General features: G+C 35.0%; 11 protein-coding genes and 1 tRNA gene. 8 read left to right on the top strand and 4 right to left on the bottom strand.

Going from position 1 to position 18746, the window contains the following annotated elements; genetic code table 11:
- Positions 1 to 146 precede the first annotated feature (146 nt).
- Positions 147 to 1916 (top strand): DEAD/DEAH family ATP-dependent RNA helicase, encoded by a 1770-nt coding sequence (locus AC5LW9_RS11390; RefSeq protein ID WP_493455923.1) that lies wholly within the window; start codon positions 147 to 149, stop codon positions 1914 to 1916.
- Positions 1917 to 1985: 69 nt separating this feature from the next.
- Here the strand turns inward: AC5LW9_RS11390 and AC5LW9_RS11385 are convergent, their stop codons facing one another.
- Positions 1986 to 3353, bottom strand: a complete 1368-nt coding sequence (locus tag AC5LW9_RS11385; RefSeq protein ID WP_493455922.1) for an MFS transporter — start codon at positions 3351 to 3353, stop codon at positions 1986 to 1988.
- Positions 3354 to 3527: 174 nt separating this feature from the next.
- On the opposite strand from AC5LW9_RS11385, the gene AC5LW9_RS11380 reads away from it, so the two are divergent.
- From AC5LW9_RS11380 to recB, 3 genes are read left to right on the top strand one after another with little or no spacing between them, the layout of a single operon-like run.
- On the top strand, positions 3528 to 3824 hold the full coding sequence (locus AC5LW9_RS11380) for a YfcZ/YiiS family protein (RefSeq protein WP_086326658.1): 297 nt from the start codon (positions 3528 to 3530) through the stop codon (positions 3822 to 3824).
- A 25-nt stretch (positions 3825 to 3849) separates the two neighbouring features.
- Entirely contained in the window at positions 3850 to 4290 is a 441-nt protein-coding gene (gene sixA, locus AC5LW9_RS11375; RefSeq protein ID WP_198227058.1) for a phosphohistidine phosphatase SixA, read from the top strand.
- A complete protein-coding gene (gene recB / locus AC5LW9_RS11370) occupies positions 4272 to 7733 on the top strand; it encodes an exodeoxyribonuclease V subunit beta (protein ID WP_493455921.1) in 3462 nt (1153 codons plus the stop codon). The genes sixA and recB overlap by 19 nt, the downstream gene beginning before the upstream one ends.
- A gap of 75 nt (positions 7734 to 7808) precedes the next feature.
- Here recB and AC5LW9_RS11365 read toward each other — a convergent pair whose 3' ends face one another.
- Entirely contained in the window at positions 7809 to 10889 is a 3081-nt protein-coding gene (locus tag AC5LW9_RS11365; protein ID WP_198235732.1) for a beta-galactosidase, read from the bottom strand.
- A gap of 367 nt (positions 10890 to 11256) precedes the next feature.
- On the opposite strand from AC5LW9_RS11365, the gene AC5LW9_RS11360 reads away from it, so the two are divergent.
- Positions 11257 to 13041 carry a carbohydrate porin gene (locus AC5LW9_RS11360; protein ID WP_493455920.1) on the top strand — a complete coding sequence of 595 codons (1785 nt, stop codon included), beginning with the start codon at positions 11257 to 11259 and terminating at the stop codon, positions 13039 to 13041.
- Positions 13042 to 13134: 93 nt separating this feature from the next.
- Here the strand turns inward: AC5LW9_RS11360 and AC5LW9_RS11355 are convergent, their stop codons facing one another.
- Positions 13135 to 14139, bottom strand: a complete 1005-nt coding sequence (locus tag AC5LW9_RS11355) for a substrate-binding domain-containing protein (protein WP_198235734.1) — start codon at positions 14137 to 14139, stop codon at positions 13135 to 13137.
- Between the two features lie 343 nt (positions 14140 to 14482).
- The gene (locus AC5LW9_RS11350) at positions 14483 to 16600 is read right to left on the bottom strand and encodes an alpha-galactosidase (RefSeq protein ID WP_493455919.1); all 2118 of its coding nucleotides are present in this window, start codon (positions 16598 to 16600) and stop codon (positions 14483 to 14485) included.
- A 223-nt stretch (positions 16601 to 16823) separates the two neighbouring features.
- On the opposite strand from AC5LW9_RS11350, the gene AC5LW9_RS11345 reads away from it, so the two are divergent.
- From AC5LW9_RS11345 to AC5LW9_RS11335, 3 genes are all read left to right on the top strand, one after another.
- The gene (locus AC5LW9_RS11345) at positions 16824 to 17435 is read left to right on the top strand and encodes a TIGR04211 family SH3 domain-containing protein (protein ID WP_086318750.1); all 612 of its coding nucleotides are present in this window, start codon (positions 16824 to 16826) and stop codon (positions 17433 to 17435) included.
- Positions 17435 to 18532 carry a multifunctional CCA addition/repair protein gene (locus AC5LW9_RS11340; protein WP_493455918.1) on the top strand — a complete coding sequence of 366 codons (1098 nt, stop codon included), beginning with the start codon at positions 17435 to 17437 and terminating at the stop codon, positions 18530 to 18532. The genes AC5LW9_RS11345 and AC5LW9_RS11340 overlap by 1 nt, the downstream gene beginning before the upstream one ends.
- A 117-nt stretch (positions 18533 to 18649) precedes the next feature.
- Positions 18650 to 18726 (top strand) — tRNA-Met (locus AC5LW9_RS11335).
- Positions 18727 to 18746: the final 20 nt, after the last annotated feature.

Raw genomic sequence — 18746 nt, 5'->3', positions numbered from 1 at the left:
AATTTAGTGAGCTGGCATAAATTTATATAAACTTTCTTTGTTTGAAACAGTAATAATTTAACGATTACTGTCATTCGTTGATCAAAATGCTTAATTTGGTTAACCAAAAGTAAGTTTGTATATTCAAAATTTTTAAGCGAGTTTACATGACAAAAGAAATTTCTTTTATTGACCTTGGTTTATCTGAGGATATCCTTAACGCATTAAATGATCTTGGTTTTAGCAAACCATCACCAATCCAATCTGAATGTATTCCTCTATTATTAGCAGGTAACGATGTATTGGGTATGGCACAAACAGGTAGTGGTAAAACCGCTGCATTTTCAATTCCTTTTTTAATGAATATTGATGCAAACCTAAAAGCACCACAACTTTTAGTTTTAGCGCCAACGCGTGAACTTGCGATTCAAGTTGCTGATGCTTGCACAGAATATTCAAAATATATGAAAGGAATAAAAGTATTAGCATTATATGGTGGTCAACGTTATGACGTTCAATTGAGAGCATTAAAGCAAGGACCTCAAATTGTGGTCGGTACACCAGGACGTTTACTTGATCATTTAAATCGTAAAACGTTAGATCTTTCTAATCTTAAAGGATTAGTGCTAGATGAAGCTGATGAAATGCTAAGAATGGGCTTTATTGATGATGTTGAAAGCATCATGGCGACAATTCCTGAAGATCATCAAACAGCACTATTTTCAGCGACAATGCCTGCGCCAATTCGTCGTATTACTAAACGATTTATGCATAATCCTAAAGAAGTACAAATCAAAGGCACTAACCAAACTGCACCAGATATTGAACAGAGCTATTGGCTTGTTCGTGGTATGCGAAAAAATGAAGCGATTGTTCGCTTTTTAGAAGCTGAAGATTTTGATGCGGCAATTATTTTTGTTCGTACAAAATCAGCGACTTTAGATGTTGCAGAAGTGCTCGAAAAACATGGTTACAGCTGTGCTGCTTTAAACGGTGATATGACACAACAATTACGTGAACAAACATTAGATCGATTACGTAATGGTCGTTTAGATATTTTAATTGCAACCGACGTTGCAGCTCGTGGTTTAGATGTTGAGCGTATCAGCTTAGTTATCAACTATGATATCACCTTAGATTCAGAATCTTATGTTCACCGTATCGGACGAACAGGGCGAGCAGGTCGTGCCGGTCGTGCAATTTTATTTGTTGATAGCCGCGAACGTCGTTTACTTAAAAATATTGAGCAAACAATTAAGAAAACTATTCCAGAAGTGGGCTTACCATCAAAAGATCTGCTTGAAGCGCGTCGCTTAGCGAAGTTTACTGAACAAGTTCAAAAACAACTTGAAAGTAGTGATTTACCACAATATCAAACCTTGTTAGCGCAAATACAAGCTGATAGTGGTGCTGATCTTGAAACGATTGCTACAGCGTTATTAAAATTAGCTCAAGGTGAACGTCCATTAATTTTACCACCAGACCCGGTATTTAAGCCGTCTCGTGAAATGCGCGATCGCGATAATCGTGGAGGAGAGCGCCGTTTACGTGGTGATAATCGTGAAACGCCAAAACGTCGAGAACGCCGTGATGTTGGTGAAATGGATATGTACCGTATTGAAGTGGGTAAAGAAAACGGTGTTGAAGTACGTCATATTGTTGGTGCAATTGCAAATGAAGCAGATATCAGTAGTCGCTACATTGGTAATATTAAGCTCTATGAAACTTACTCAACTGTTGAGTTACCAAAAGGTATGCCAAAAGATATCTTAAAACATTTTGAAAAGGTAAGAGTACTTAACCAACCGATGAAAATGAGCTTAGTTAGTGGTAATACTTCGGAAACTAAGCGTAGTCGTAAAAGTACTAAATCTGATGCTGGTGATAACAAAAGTTCACCTAAAAAACGTGGTCGTCCAGCAGCGCCTAAGTTTTAATACATTTTAGTGTTAATACTTTTTAGTTTTGATTGTTGCAAACCTCTATCTTTATGGTAGAGGTTTTTTTTATTGTTTTTCTTTTAGATTGTTGCCTGCATTTTTAGGTAAAGTAATGAAGTCAATCATCGCCAGTAAAGTCATTCCTGCCACCATAAACAGCGCTAATTGAAAATCTTCAACCATTAAACCCGTTTGGCTATGCCCATTATAGCTGGAAGCAATAAATAGAAATAACGCACTTAAAACAATACCCAGTACGTTATTTAATTGTTGAAAAATGGTTGATAAGATGTTGGCGCTTTGTATTTCGTTTTTATCAATTTCTGAAAAACTAAGTGTTGTGATTGTGGTAAATTGGATAGAACGCGCACCACCTGAAAAGAATAGAACCAATATAATCCATATGATTGGTGTTTCTGGTGTGAAAAGAGCACATAATACAAAACTAAATGACAGTAACAAACCATTAACGATAAGAATTTTACGGAATCCAAACTTGTGTATTAATGGAGTATTAACGGTTTTAAGGATAATATTGCCTGCAAATAGTGAAAGTAGTAACGAACCAGCGGTTAATGGCGACCATCCAAAGCCGACTTGAAACATAAGAGGTAAGATAAATGGTGCACTGTTTAAACCAATTCGTATTAATGAACCGCCAAAAAAGGTCATTCTAAATGTGCGTTTTGAAAACGCGTACAGGCTGATTAATGGGCACTGCGTATGCGTAAGATGATAATAGGCAAAGATTAATACTAAACTACCGACAAAAGAAATGGCAAGACCCAGCCAGAGGCTATGATTTGAATGAGAAACCATTTCTAGCCCATAAACAAACAGTAATAAGCCTAAACCACAAGCGATAAAGCCCACACTATCAAATGTACGCTTTTCAGGTTGCTCTTTGGGTAACAGTCGATGAGCGAAAAACAGAGCGATAAAACCTAAGGGAATATTAAGAATAAATATCCAATGCCAAGTGAGATATTGAGCAAAGAATCCACCAATAATTGGTCCCATCAATGGCGCAATTAAGCCGGGCCAAACTAGAATCGAAATTGTGCTAACCAGATGCTGTTTTTCGGTTCGACTTAATACAACAGTTCTGCCTACTGGTACCATTAAAGATCCACCTAATCCTTGAATTAACCTTGCGATGGTAAACATGGTCAGACTGGTCGATAAAGCACACAATATTGACGCTAACATGAATAATACAATCGAAATGGAGAAAGTCCGATACGCTGTAAAACGATTTGCTATCCAGCCACTTGCAGGTAAACCAATTGTAAGCGCTAACATATAAGCGCTAATACCAATAGATAAATCTTGTGGATTAGTTAAAAATGATTTTGCCATTGCAGGTATTGCAGTGGTGATTACCGTCGCGTCCAGATTTTCCATGAAGAACGTTGCGGCAACTAAAATCGCCATTTTTCGGACGTGATTATTTTGCTGCATTATATTATTTAATTGATTGAGAAAAATAGAAATAAGGTTCTAATATACCCCAAAAGTTTGAGTTATGATAAAGCTTTTTACATTTTGCCCTTAGTTATGATTAAGAGTATACTATATGGAAAATTAATCGGTAAATAGAGGTATAGCATGACAGATTCTTTAAACAAATGTAAAGCGAATGAAACCCCAGCGTGTTGTTGTGTAGATGTTGGTACTATTATTGACAATGAAGATTGCAGCGCTGAGTATGAGCATGTCTTTGCAACAGAATCAGAAGCCCAAGCTAAATTAGCATCATTGACACAAGCTGCCAAAACAGTTGAAACGGAACCTTGTGAAATTAATAGTAATATAGAAAAAGTTAATGATGGTTTTAAATTATCTGCAACATTTACTTTTTGCTGCGGTGCAGAATGCATGATCTTCCAATTAAAATTACGCTAATAAAAGATTGATGAAAGTTTGTATTATGAGACATGGTGAAGCAGGATTTTCTGCTTCATCCGATGCAAGTCGAACCTTGACTGATTATGGTATTGAACAAGCAAAACAAGCTGGAATTTGGCTTAAAGAGCAAAATTTCCATTTTGATTTAGGTTTAGTCAGCCCCTATTTACGAGCACAACAGACGTTAACAGAATTATCATCACAGGTCAGTGTTGCAAAAGTGACAACCGATAAATTCTTAGTTCCAGGCGGTAGTGCATCTTATATAGCTGATACATTAACGATGCTAGTAACCAATGGTGTTAATAATGTAATTGTTGTCTCACATCTACCATTAGTGGGATATCTTGTTAATGAACTTTGTCCGCATGTTTCGCCACCTATGTTTCCAACTGCTGCAATTGCTTGTGTGGAGCTATCATTAGATGCTTCTGGAAAGCTTGAATGGTTTCATCAAGCGTAGTAAAAAAACTTAACCTTTTTGATTTACCTTTAACCGGTAGAAGTTTAATTGAAGCATCGGCAGGAACGGGTAAAACTTATTCACTCGCCTTTATCTATTTAAGGCTATTACTTGGTATTGGGCAAAATAGTTATCCAAAGCCTCTTGATGTTAGCCAAATTCTTGTTGTAACTTTTACTAAAGCCGCGACGCAAGAATTACGCTCACGTATTCGTCAAAATATACAAGAATTAAGACTTGGTTTAATCCAAGGGCATCATCAAGATCCTATTTATCAAAAATTAATTGATTTAATTGATGATCGCCAGTCAGCAGTGCAAAAGCTTACTGATGCCCAACAGGCAATGGATGAAGCGGCGATCTATACTATTCATAGTTTTTGCCAACGAATATTAACCAGCCATGCATTTGAATCTGGAGTATTATTCGAACAAAAGTTAGTAGCCGATGAATATCAATTGCAATTACGTGTAGTACAATACTTTTGGCGTCATTATTTCACGCCATTAGATAAATCGCTTGCTTATCTTATTATTGATACTTGGAAAGATCCTGCCACATTATTGAGAGATATTAACCCTTATTTGGGATTAGGTGTCGAGGATGATGATAAATCAAATCCAGATATCAGAGCAACGATTGAAGCTTTTTATGAAAAAAATCATAAAAAAATAGAAGAGATTAAACAAGATTGGTTGATTGCTGTTGCTGATTTGAGCGAAATTATTACTCAATCTGGTGTGAGTAAACAATCTTATAGTAGCCGGAATTTACCCAATTGGTTAAATAAAGTATCGACATGGGCAAACAAAGCAACACAAACGTTTGAATTACCTAATGAACTTGAAAAGTTTCGTCAATCAGTATTAAACGAAAAAACCAAAGATGTAAAAAGTGCTCCTTGTCACTCTATTTTCGAAAAAATCGAGTCACTTTATCAACAACCCCTTAATTTACGTAGTCAAATCTTAATGGATATTGTTGGTATCATTCAAAAAGGGATCTATAAGGAAAAACTAAAAAATGGCGCTATAAGTTTTGATGATCTTATTTGGCAACTTAATCGAGCTCTGTTTGTAAAAAATGGCAAACGACTGGCGAAAAGTATTGCGTCACAATATTGTGTTGCCTTAATTGATGAATTCCAAGATACCGATCCATTACAATATCAAATATTTAATCGAATTTATGATAGCCAGCAGTCCGATCGTGGATTGTTATTTATTGGTGACCCAAAGCAAGCTATATATAGTTTTCGTGGTGCTGATATCTTTACTTATTTGGAAGCTAAACGATCGACGGATGAAAATCATTATACGATGGATGTAAATCATCGTTCTTCTGCAACAATGGTGAATGCGGTTAATCAGCTATTTGCTAATCATGATAACCCATTTGTGTTTGATGAGATTCCTTTTTTACCAATGCAGGTGGCAGAAAGAAATCAAAAAAAAGCATTGTTATTAAATAATGAAGAAGTCTCCGCATTAACGGCTTATCTATTACCACAGGAAATTTCAACAAATGCTGATTATCAAGAATATATGGCAAGTTGTTGTGCGAAGCAGATTGTGACTTTATTGTCGAGTTCTTCAATACTAGTGGATAATGAGGAAAAACAACGTCCGGTAATGACGGCAGATATTGCTGTTTTAGTACGTACAGGACGTGAAGCTGAAATCATCAGACAAAAATTAGCATCGTTGGGCGTTAAAAGTGTTTACTTATCAAATCATAGTAGTGTTTTTTCATCAACGGACGCAAAAGATGTACTTAACCTATTGCAAGCAGTGTTAATGCCCGAAAACGAATCAACACTGCGCTTAGCCTTAATGACATCACTGTTCGGTCAAACAATGACTGAACTTGAGCAAATTACAGATGACCAAGATAAGTGGGAAAGTTTGGTTGAAGAATTTAAGCAATACCAAGCTATTTGGCTACATTATGGCGTTTTAGTCATGTTACGCCGAATGATGAAACGACGTCATTTAGCTGAAAATATCTTAGCACGTCAAGATGGTGAACGAACTTTAACGAATATAATGCATTTAGGAGAATTGCTTCAAGAAGCTGCAGATGAATTAGACAGTCCTCATGCTTTAGTTCGTTGGTTGACTAAACAAATAGTCAGTCCAGATCTTAATTTAGAAAATCACGAGCAACGTCTTGAGAGTGATGAAAACTTAGTTAAAATTATTACAATTCATAAATCAAAAGGGCTAGAGTTTCCTATTGTTTGGTTGCCTTTTATCTCATTATATCGATCATCTGACAGTCAATTTTATCATGATAAAGATAATGACTATAAGTTAACTTATGCATGGTTATTGACGGATGAAATTAAGCAACAAATAGAAGATGAACGTCTTGCTGAGGATTTACGTTTATTGTATGTCGCTATGACGCGCTCGGTATATCATTGTAGCATCGGTCTTGCTTCTTTGAAAAAAAGTCAGTCAGCTATTAATCATCTTTTGAAAAATGACTTAAGGGCTATTGGTAATATGGCAAACTTAATTGATGTCGAATTGCCAATTTATGGTGAACGCTATGTTACTCCTATGTTATCGGTTCCAACACTATCAGCTAATGTTTTTACACGCAAGCTCTCAAACTGTTGGCGAGTAACCAGTTATACTGAATTACAGCAACATCAAAATGCCTTATTGAACTATAATCTTGATATCATTAATGATTGGGATGAGCCGCAATTTAAATCCACTAGTGAAGAACTTGTTGAATTGCAATATGACATTCACCATTTCCCTAAAGGGGCATATGTTGGTACTTTAATGCACAGTATTATGGAACATATTTCATCCGATAACATTGATGAATTATGTACTGAGATGGTGAAAAAACTCAATCTTGATTCTAATTGGAATAGTATTGTTGCCAATTGGATGAGACAAGTATTGGCGACTGAATTGGGTCAGTCAGGATTAATATTATCAAACATATTAATGGGTAGATGTATTAACGAGTTACAATTTTATTTACCTATACGCCAATCTGTAACTTGTCAGCAATTAGATTCTTTGTGCAAGAAATATGATGATTTATCTCAATCACGTTCTGAATTATCCTTTGATTCTGTGCAAGGTATGTTGAAAGGATTTATTGATTTAGTCTTTGAATTTGAAGGTAAATATTATGTGGTCGATTATAAGTCAAATTGGTTAGGTGATAATATTGATCATTATGGGCAAAATGCACTGAAAAAAGTGATGATAGAACATCGTTATGATCTACAATATCAACTTTATAGTTTGGCATTACATCGATTTTTGAGAAGCAGGATATCCAATTATCAATATCAGACCCATTTTGGTGGGGTATATTATCTCTTTTTACGGGGTATGCCTGAACAGGGTATTTTTTATCATCGACCTCAGCAAGAATTTATAGAAAAACTCGATCAATTATTTGAAGGCCATTAGGCATTAACTCTTTAATTAACTAACATTCAGGCACGATTAAATCGTGCCTTATTTTAGTCAAATAATTTCTGTTTGTTAGCATTTAAAAATCAATTGATAGTGATAATGTTTATCCGTTAATAAAAATTCTGGATGTACATTTGGTGTCCAAGAATCATCACCACCAATGCCCATATGATAAGCATCTATACTGACGTAGGCGCATGTTTGAGGCACTAATAAATGACGATGTGTTTTTTCCATCAACTGTTTAGTACCATATTGATTAATATTAAATTTAAATTGATGACCTGTAATTATCATATCATTAAGAATTAATTGTTTGACATCACAACGTAAGCCATTTTCACAAGGATAAATATAAGGCGTATAAAGTTCGGCAAATGGTAATGACCAATCACCAAAAATTGCAGAGGTTTTTCGATCAGGATAGTTTTCATGTGGTCCTAATCCAAGCCAGTTTATCTGTTTTGGTATCTCTTTCAATTGATACGTCAAACCAATACGGGCCGGTGCAGGCATATCATTCGCAATATCGACTTCTACTGTTATCGTCAAGTTTCCATCCTGATCAAATTGATGTAACCATTTACTTTGAATGACTTTGCGTTTTTTCACACTATAAGCATGAAGCGCTTCAATAATTATATAATCATCTGTTTGTGATGCTTTAATTCCTAAACACTGATGGCTCAAATCGAAATAGCCAGCAGCTTTCCACCGTTCAACCCATGCAAAAGGATTGCAATCAAAACCACTACTGATACCAATATCGTTATCAATTGGTGCTCGAATAAACTGATCAGTCAGTGCGCTGGCTAACAATGGTTTCTTATTTTTAACCCATTGGCTCAGCTGTCCTGATTTTTTATTAATTTGCCAACTTTGATTTTTCCAATTGACAATAAATTCATTGTCATTTTCAGTTAATTTTAGTAATTTTTTATTTTTGCTTAATGCCAATTGCGGAATAAAACTATTAATTAATTTGAATTGTTCCCAAGCCACAATATGCTTTGCTGGAGACCATGTGGTGGCTCTGTTTTGAATGACTTTAAGCGATAGGTGTAAGTTTTCTCCATTAATATTATTACCTATGTCGTCAGTAATTTTTAGTTCAATTGTATCGTTAGGCTTAATATTAAGTTTAAGTTTACCATTTTGTTGATTTTTACCATCAAGCAGCAGTTCCCAATATAGTATTTCATTGTCTGTAGTACGGAATAAATACTCACTAGTTACTTCAATAATAATCGGTTTTTGGCTGACAAGTTTGAATTGAAATGGCTGTTGCACTTTTTTGGCTTCAATTATACTTGGATGTGGTTTGCGGTCAGGAAAAACTAAACCATCTAAACAAAATTGTCTATCGTGATAGGCTTCACCAAAATCACCGCCATAAGCCCAATAACTTTCACCTGATTGATTATGGCAACGAATACCATGATCTGCCCATTCCCAAATAAAACCACCTTGTAATCTAGGATATTGCCGAAAAGCCTGCCAATATTTATAAAAAGTACCTAAACTGTTACCCATAGCGTGGGCATATTCACATAAAATAAGCGGGCGTTTTTCATCGGGCATAGAAATCCATTTTTTTATAGACCATTTAGGAACATTTGGATGGGGTTGATCTTGATCTACTCGTGCATACATAGGACAAATAATATCAGTTGCAGCTGTATTGGCGCCTCCTCCTTCATATTGGACTGGGCGGGTTGGATCATTACTTTTGATCCAACTATAAAGCGCATCGTGATTTGCACCATGTCCTGATTCATTACCAAGTGACCAAATGATTATAGATGGGTGATTGCGATCGCGTTGAACCATACGAGTTACTCGTTCACTATATGAAGCCAACCAGTTAGGGTCATCAGACAAACGTGACATTGGGAACATCCCATGTGACTCAATATTTGCCTCATCTACTACATAAAGGCCATATTCATCACAAAGCTCATACCAACGTGGATCATTAGGATAATGGCTACAACGCACAGCATTAAAATTGTGTTGTTTGATTAATTTTATATCATGAAGCATAGCTTGTTCGGTAACCGCGTATCCCATATCAGGATAAAATTCATGACGATTCGTTCCCTTAATGATTAGTGGTTTATTATTCAAACAAAGTTGCCCATGTTTGATTTCTACAGTTCGGAAACCAATGTTATAAGCTTCAGATTCAACTAAGCCTGTATTAGTATGATTCAAGCTGATAACAAGCCGATAAAGATTTGGCGTTTCAGCACTCCATAATTGTGGTTTGGTCACTGGAATATGGCAAACTACTCGGTCATTGTAACCACCTTTTTCATCAATATCAGAAGTTCCAATTGATTGCGATTGTTCAAGAACTAGTTTATCTTTTTGCCATAATTCAATGTCTACATTGAGCATCTCAATATCGTCTTGATGCTTAACATCAATTTGCAAGGATAAGGTAGCATTTTGATAGCAAGCATCAAGCATTGTTTTAACTTGAATATCTTGTAAATGTGATTTAGGTTTATTAAGTAGTGAGACACCACGGAAAATGCCGCTTAATCGCCACATATCTTGATCTTCAAGATAACTGCCATCGCACCATTTTAAAACTAGCACTGCTATTCGGTTTTCACCTTTCTTTAAAAAAGGAGTTAAGTCAAATTCAGCTGCAATACGGCTATCTTGTGAATAGCCAACCCATTTACCATTGCACCAAAGATGAAATGCGGCACTGACCCCATCAAATATAATTCTAGTATCACCTTTATTTAACCATTTTTTATCAATATTAAAGTACCTCGAATAACAACCCGTTGGGTTATCTTCAGGAACAAAAGGAGGATTATAAGGAAAAGGGTAACGAATATTTGTATAAACCGGCGCATCGTAGCCATGAAATTGCCAATTTGATGGAACAGGAATAGTGGTATTATCGAGTTCTTTATCCAACCACGATTCTGGTACTTGTTTTGGGTTATTAAAATAACTAAAAAACCAATCACCATTGAGCGATAAAATTGCGTCTGAATCACCATTATTTTTTGCTTGTTGTTTATCTCGCCAGCTATTAAATTTGGGATGTGTATTAAGTCGATTAATGCTTAATATAGATAAGTTATTCCAATCCGACCGGTTGATGATTTCACTGAAACAAGGATTCATTATTTTCTCCTTTTATTTAGTTTGAAGTAGCATTTTTTAATTTATTATAAATAATTTATTTTTTTATTTAAGTGATCAATTTAACACTTTATGTAATCGATTACACTTGTATTTTTGTGTTTTTCTTCAAAAATGGGAAATTTAATATTAATTAAATATTAATGTGATACATGTCACATATATGTATATTTATATTGTTAACGATCAATTTTATTAGTTATATTAAATAAGCTTATTTATTAAGCATTGGATTGCTACCGTAAGATTATGGGCAAAACCTAAAGAATAGTTATCACTATTTTTTAGGTTTTTTTTTGTCTCAAATTTTTGAGATTCTTAAATATATATAAAATAATGAGTAGAAAAAATGAAATATTTAACTAAGGCAGCATTAAACGTCAAACCTAAACGAATTGTTTTAATTACTTTACTTGGCTTGTGTTCTATACAAAACTCTTTTGCTGCTACTCAAGAAGAGTTAGAGGCAAGAATATCGATGTTAGAACAAAAATTATTGGTACTTTCTGAAGAATCTATAGATTTAAAAAAGCAAGTGATCGAGTCTAATAAACAGCTAGCAGAATTAAATAAGAATATTCAACAACAACAGATTGTAATAAATAATCAACAAAAGGTGCTGAAAAATCAGAGTGTTGCTTTAGCTAAAACTTCAACCCAAACACCAGCATCTAAACAAACCCAAAATCACACTCAAACCAATATTAATTCCAAGTCTGTTATTCAACAACAACCGGCAGTAGACAATCAAATTGTCATAGTTAACGATACTAAGCAAAGTGATAATGCAGCCCCAACATCGCAAACCAAATCACTTAAAAACTCTTTTACTCTGTCAGAGTTTAAAGATTACATCAAAGACGAAATCGGTTTTTCATTTAATGGTTATTTTCGTGGTGGCTGGTCAACCTCCCAAAATGGCAAACCTAAAAATTATGCTGAAGGGGCATTAGGGCGGTTTGGTAATGAGTATGGTGGTTGGTACGATCTTGTCTTTAAACAAAAAGTGTATGATGAAGATGGTCATAGAGTGGATGCCATTGTTATGATTGATGGTAATGTAGCTACCAATAAAGCAGCTGGTTTATTCAATACTCAAGATGACAATATTATGCAGTTTTCTGATATTTACTTATCTACCAAAGGATTTGTGCCAGGATTTCCTGATGCAAATTTATGGGTAGGTAAACATTCACTTCCTTATAATGAAATCCAAATGTTAGACTGGAAAACTCAAAAAACACCTGCAGGTGGTGGTATTGGTATTGAAGATCTTGGAATTGGCGTGGGTAAACTTGATTTAGCTTTGGTACGAGCGGATGTTAATGTCAAACAAGTTAAAAAAATTGAAGTTACAAATAATGGTAATACTGAGATACAAACCGCAACTAAACGGGAAGAAGTCGACTTAAATGAAATCGAGTTTCGCTATCGAGATATTCCTTTATGGCAAGATGCCACTCTTGCAATTAATGGTCGTTATTCTGCCCCCAATAAATCCAAAATTCAGGACAGTGTTAGTGTAAAAAATGCTTGGTTAGGAAGTTTTGTTTTAAGACAAAATAATTTTTTTGGTGGATTTAATCAATGGACTTTACAAACTGCGACCAATTCTGTTGCGTCACAGTTAGCTAATATTAATACTAATAACCCTGAATTTGCAGCCAATTCTGATAATGATTACATCGGTACACATACAGGAGGAAAAGCTTACCGATTGGTATCTGAAGGTGAGGCTTATTTAGCCGATAAAGTGATTATCGCCCATGCACTCGCGCTTACAACGGGAACAGATGTTTATTCCTATGACCTCAATTTGGCCCATACTGATTTTTCGAGTTTCAAATCAGCCATAAGACCTGCTTATATATGGGACAACTACAACCAAAGTGGCATCGAATTAGGTTATTTTAGACAAAAAAATAAAGTTAAAGGCAAAAGCTATAATGAAGAAGGTTTTAAAACAACTATTTTCCACTCATTTAAAGTTGGTGAAAGCATTTTGACATCAAGACCTGATATACGTTTCTATGTCTCATATATAGAATCTTTGCAAAATGAGATCAGTAAATTTGACTTTAATGGTAAGGATAATCAAATTAGCTTTGGCGTGCAAACTGAAGTTTGGTTTTAAATAATCTTATCTGAAAAAATAGCTAAATGTCGGAAACACATAATTTTTAGGGTTTTCGACATTTTTTTAATTTAGTTTTTAAACCAATACCGATCATTTAATTTGGGTAACAGAATATCGCTTAGTTAAAGTTGGAGTAAAAACATTAATTAAATTGGCAGGTAAAACTTCTTCTTTTGCTAATCGCAATGCGAGTTCCGCCGCTTGCTCTGCCATAGTTTGCAATGGATAGCGAATGGTTGTCAGTTTCGGATGTAAATACCGAGCAAGTAATAAATCATCAAAACCAATAATCGAAATATCTGACGGAATTTTTATATCATTATCATATAATACAGAAATAGCGCCCGCTGCCATAGAGTCATTGTAGCAAGCAATAGCAGTAATTTGTTGATTACGCTCTAAAAGAGACATCATAGCTTGTTCACCACCTATTTCATTTGGTGAAGAAATAGCAATCAAATTATCGTTTATGTCAATATCATGTTCTAATAGCGCATCTTTATACCCTTGTAAGCGGTCGGATGAATCTGATATATCATGGTTTGAACACAAATAACCAATGTTGGTATGACCATGTTGTATTAAATGTTTAACAGCTAAGTAAGAACCATAACGGTCATCAAGTGCAATGCAGCGTTTCTCAAAACCTTTTATTACACGATTAATTAATACCATTCCAGGAACTTGCTCCATCAATCTTATTAAAGTACTGTCGGAAAGCATTTTGGCATGGACAACCAACGAAGAGCAACGATGCTCAATTAATTGAGTTATAGCATTATATTCTTTATTTTCATCGTGATAACCATTGCCGATCAATAAAAAATGTCCGGTTCGGTAAGCTACTTTTTCAACTGCACTGACCATTGCACCAAAAAAAGGATCTGAAACGTCTGCGACAACAATACCAATGGTTTTTGAATTTTGCTGAGATAAAGCACGAGCGTTTGCATCTGGATAATAATTTAATTTTTCCATAGCATTTTTTACAATCTCACGCTTATTGTTGCTAACATTGTTTGCATTATTGATAACACGAGATACTGTTGCAACTGAAACATTGGCTAATTGTGCAACATCTTTTATTGTCGCCATAAAACTCCTTTTTAATTTGATATTATTACTAATAATTTATATCTATATTACTTAAAGTTTATCCATTTAAAATATTGTAGTTTACCAACGATTAAAGCAAAAATGGTTCGCAAAGAGGGAAGGGAACCTATACTTGAAATATTTTTGTTTATATCTTTTAGCTAATTCAGTCGGTTAGACCCTGAATATATGAGATAACACCTTATAATAATGGAAAAATTTTTATTTGCCAATCATTGTATTATTAGCTGAATCGTTTCAAATTCAATATGTTATAAAGGAGAATGAATGCTTTCATTCCCCTTATTGTTAAAAAATTTTATGATTTTTGTGTTTTTTTGATTTATTTGGATGTGATCTTGATAAGCATGGCTGTTGCAGGATCAAGCACAGGTAATGGTAATCCTATATTCATTAACCAATCGCCAGAAAGTGTTGTTTGAGTTTTCATCCATAGTGGTAATATTTTCATTGCATGACCACTGATTTTAGGATCAATATTGTCCGGCATATCAAGAATTTCTATTTGATATTGCTTATCCGTTAACAATCCTGTTAAACGTAAATTACCGCTCAACGCATAAGTTGGTAATGCTAATTGGGCAATAATAAACGCAGCTTCTTTTTGATCTTTGCTTACAACCCCATAACTTTGCATCGCGCGAGGATCATCGACATCCAAACGAACACTATTACCACTATGTAATAGTGAACGCAATTGTTTGTGTAAATTAATATAATGAGAAAAGGCTTTTTGTTCTTTTTCAGATTCTTTAACAGGATCAAGTTCAACACCCATATGACCAAACAGTGCAGTCAAACCACGTAAATTCATATGTAATTCGCGGAATGTAGTATGACATAAGGCACCACCAATGTGAGCACCCATTACCTCCGGAGGGAAGAAGTAACTCATACCACGCTGAATGATCTGCCGATCTAATGCATCGTTAGAGTCTGAAGTCCAGAAACGTTGAGTACGTTTTAATATTTCATAATCAATACGTCCTCCACCGGAAGAGCAAGATTCAATTTCAACATGAGGGAATTTTTCTTGTAAAATATCAATTAAACGATATAAAGCTTCAGTTTGTCCAACAATGGCTGGATTACCATTGTGGCCAGCTTGCACAATTTCACGATTCATATCCCATTTGATATAGTCAATGTCATAGCTTCCAAGCAACCATGTTAATCTTTCAAGCAAATACTCAAAAACCGCTGGATTTTGTAAATCGAGTAAATATTGATGGCGACCTTCAGGTTGATTATAACCATGCAGTTCTAGTAACCAATCTGGGTGAGCGCGATAAAGATCGGAATTTTTATTAATCATCTCTGGCTCGACCCAAATACCAAATTCCATGCCCAAATCTTTAATATGCTTAATCACGGGTTCTAAGCCGTTTGGATATTTTCGTTTATCTAAATACCAATCTCCCAACCCTTGATAATCATCGTCACGTTTACCAAACCAGCCATCATCAATAATAAATCGTTCAACCCCCATATGTGCAGCCTTAGTTGCCATTTGTATAATATAGTCAGGATTATGATCAAAAAAGATACCTTCCCAAGTATTGAGATGGACTGGGCGTGGTTTATTTTGACTAAATTTAATAATGTTGCCACGTAAAAAATCATGGAAGTGCTGACTCATCTCATTCAAGCCTTGCTCACTATAAGTTGCATATAACCAAGGAGTTGAAATTGACTCGTCTTTACCTAATGTAATTTCACCTGCCATATATAAGGCTTCGGCCTGAATAAAACGTTTACCATTACTTTTTACCGCTACCTGAATTCGATGATTTCCACTCCAACCTAAATGAACACCCCATACTTCACCGGATTGTTCTTTAAAGCCATCGGTACCAACTACCATACCCGGAAAATACTCATGTGAAGTACGTCCACGACGATTTTCTTGCAAATAACCACAATGTTCGATTTTGGTACGATGAGGAAAGAACTCCTTAATCCAACGTCCACTAAAGGCCATTAATTCTTGTGCTCTTTCTGGAATGGGAAGAGTGATTGATAAGCGATTGACCAGATAAGGTTCATTGCCTAAATTAATTAAACTATTTTGGCATTGTAATACACCGCTGTTATCTAATATAAAATGGCTGGTGAAACGTAGGTTAGCAATATTATCTTCACTAATAATGGTGATTTCATTTTCTGTTTGAATAACTTCTTTGGTGATAAAAACAGGAGACCAATCTTTACCATTGCGATGACCTTCAAGTCCTGGTGTACTAAAATTACCTAAACCTTCTTCAGGGCATAAAGTAAACGGTACGTCAACATCAATACGAGCGTTAGGAACAGCGGGAGTTAACATTTCCAGTTTTTCGAGTTGAATATTTTGTAATCGTTTACCGAAATAGCTAAGTTCAGCATAAGGTGTTGTACGAAATAGGACATCTATATTGTTATTGTTAAGACGATAGTTCATAATGACTCCAAGATTGTGGTTCTTTATCTGTATAAAATAATTACATTTCTATAAAAATAAAATGATTATTTTTTTAATTTGTGATTAAGATCTCACAAAATGTAATCGATTTCATTTTTTTGTGTTGTTAGTTATTTTGTAGAAACATATATTGTGAAATGAATGTGCGAAAAGTTATTTTTTTATGTTATTATGGTTAAAAAATGGATCGATTGAGTTAAATATGATGAAAAAACATAATATTATTATAATTTCTTTTCTTGGTTTTGTGTTTAATGCTAATGCTGCAGATAAATATGTGACAGATGATATAGATATCTACTTACGTCGTGGTCCTAGTGCTAATTATGGTTTCTCTGGCGCGGTTAAAACTGGTCAAAAAGTGACTTCTCTTGAAAAAAGTGACGATGGTAAATACACAAGAATCCAAATTAGTAATGGTAAGATAGGGTGGATTGAGACCAATAAACTTAATGATGAGCCAAGTTATCGAGAACGCCTTCCCGAGTTAGAAGCAAAATTAGCCGAATATCAAGATAAAGTGAATAATGTTGATGAAAATCAACGAAAAATCGTAAATGAATATGAGCAAAAATTGCAATCTGCAGAAGAATTAATTGAAACTCTTCAAAATAAAAATGCCGATCTTGATAAACAAGTCAAACAGCAGAGAACTCAAATAGATTCGATGTTAAATCAAGTTGATGATAAACGACTCGATCTTATTCTTACATGGTTTACTTATGGCGGTCTTGTTGCTGGTGGAGGTCTAGTATTAGGTCTAATTTTACCAATGATAATGCCTCGTCGTAAAAAAGATCGTTGGATGCGTTAATGTCTCAAATCTATCTAGTTGGAGGGTGTGTTCGGGATAGATTGTTAGGATTACTGAGCGCGGACCGTGATTGGGTTGTTGTTGGAGCAACGCCTGAGGAATTATTGTCTTTAGGCTATCAACAGGTTGGTAAAGATTTCCCTGTATTTTTACATCCAGTTACAAAAGAAGAATATGCATTAGCGAGGACAGAACGCAAAGCAGGTAATGGCTATACTGGATTTATTTGTGATTTCAGTAAAGACATTACTTTAGAACAAGATCTTATCCGACGAGATCTTACCATAAATGCTATTGCTATGGATGAAGAAAATAATATTATTGATCCTTACCATGGCGTTGAAGATATCAAACGTAAGCTGTTACGTCATGTCTCGCCAGCTTTCCGTGAAGACCCTTTACGAGTTTTGCGAGTTGCGCGTTTTGCGGCACGTTATCATCAATTAGGTTTTGTTGTTGCAACAGAAACAATGAATCTTATGAAAGATATGGTTTTAGCTGGAGAAATTAGTTATCTAACCCCAGAACGTGTCTGGAAAGAGACTGAAAAAGCCTTATCTACTTTAGATCCTCAAATCTATTTTCAAGTTTTGGAACAATGTGGGGCACTTGCTATATTGTTTCCATCATTAGTCTTATCCGATACGGTTATTGATGCTTTAAAACACTCTGTTTCATTAACTAACGATTTAACCATCCGTTTTAGTGTTCTTTGTTCGCAATTATCAACTAGGCATGCAGTTGAAGATTTATGTAGTAAAGTCAAATCACCCAATAATTATACTAAGCTTGCCATAATGGTTAAGCAATACTATAAAGATGTCCAGTCTGTGCAAACACTCACAGCTGAACAAATTATCTGTTTACTAAATAAAATTGATGTATGGCGTAATCCTCAACATCTTTCTCAATTGATTATGGCAAGCGAGGCTTTAGCTAAAACAGCATCCTTTCCACAAGCACAATATTTAGAAAATGCTTATAAACTAGCTAATAGTGTTAATGTGCAAAAAATTATTTCTGATGGGTTTACTGGAAAAGAAATTCAAATTGAACTACAAAAAAGGCGAATTGAATTGTTATTAAACCGGATTTGATTGCATCTTAATCGATCGTAACTTTTTTTCAAAATATCTAAAAAAAAGTGTTGACGATTTGCCGGAACTTAAGCATAATGCGCCTCGCAGTGTTGGTTATGACGTTGCGAATGAGATGGCTACGTAGCTCAGCTGGTTAGAGCACATCACTCATAATGATGGGGTCACAGGTTCGAATCCCGTCGTAGCCACCATTAAGATTAGGTAGTACTTT

This window comes from Gilliamella sp. LMG 34360 (assembly GCF_984568995.1).
Note: the sequence above shows the minus strand (reverse complement) of the source record. Positions and strands in the feature narration are given on the sequence as shown.

Excerpts from the sequence above, each read along its gene's own strand:
- AC5LW9_RS11380 (WP_086326658.1), top strand. The coding sequence starts at position 3,528 with ATGACAGATTCTTTAAACAAATGTAAAGCGAATGAAACCCCAGCGTGT.
- AC5LW9_RS11360 (WP_493455920.1), top strand. The coding sequence starts at position 11,257 with ATGAAATATTTAACTAAGGCAGCATTAAACGTCAAACCTAAACGAATT.
- sixA (WP_198227058.1), top strand. The coding sequence starts at position 3,850 with ATGAGACATGGTGAAGCAGGATTTTCTGCTTCATCCGATGCAAGTCGA.
- AC5LW9_RS11385 (WP_493455922.1), bottom strand. The coding sequence starts at position 3,353 with ATGGCGATTTTAGTTGCCGCAACGTTCTTCATGGAAAATCTGGACGCG.
- AC5LW9_RS11350 (WP_493455919.1), bottom strand. The coding sequence starts at position 16,600 with ATGAACTATCGTCTTAACAATAACAATATAGATGTCCTATTTCGTACA.
- AC5LW9_RS11345 (WP_086318750.1), top strand. The coding sequence starts at position 16,824 with ATGATGAAAAAACATAATATTATTATAATTTCTTTTCTTGGTTTTGTG.
- AC5LW9_RS11340 (WP_493455918.1), top strand. The coding sequence starts at position 17,435 with ATGTCTCAAATCTATCTAGTTGGAGGGTGTGTTCGGGATAGATTGTTA.
- AC5LW9_RS11390 (WP_493455923.1), top strand. The coding sequence starts at position 147 with ATGACAAAAGAAATTTCTTTTATTGACCTTGGTTTATCTGAGGATATC.
- AC5LW9_RS11365 (WP_198235732.1), bottom strand. The coding sequence starts at position 10,889 with ATGAATCCTTGTTTCAGTGAAATCATCAACCGGTCGGATTGGAATAAC.
- recB (WP_493455921.1), top strand. The coding sequence starts at position 4,272 with ATGGTTTCATCAAGCGTAGTAAAAAAACTTAACCTTTTTGATTTACCT.
- AC5LW9_RS11355 (WP_198235734.1), bottom strand. The coding sequence starts at position 14,139 with ATGGCGACAATAAAAGATGTTGCACAATTAGCCAATGTTTCAGTTGCA.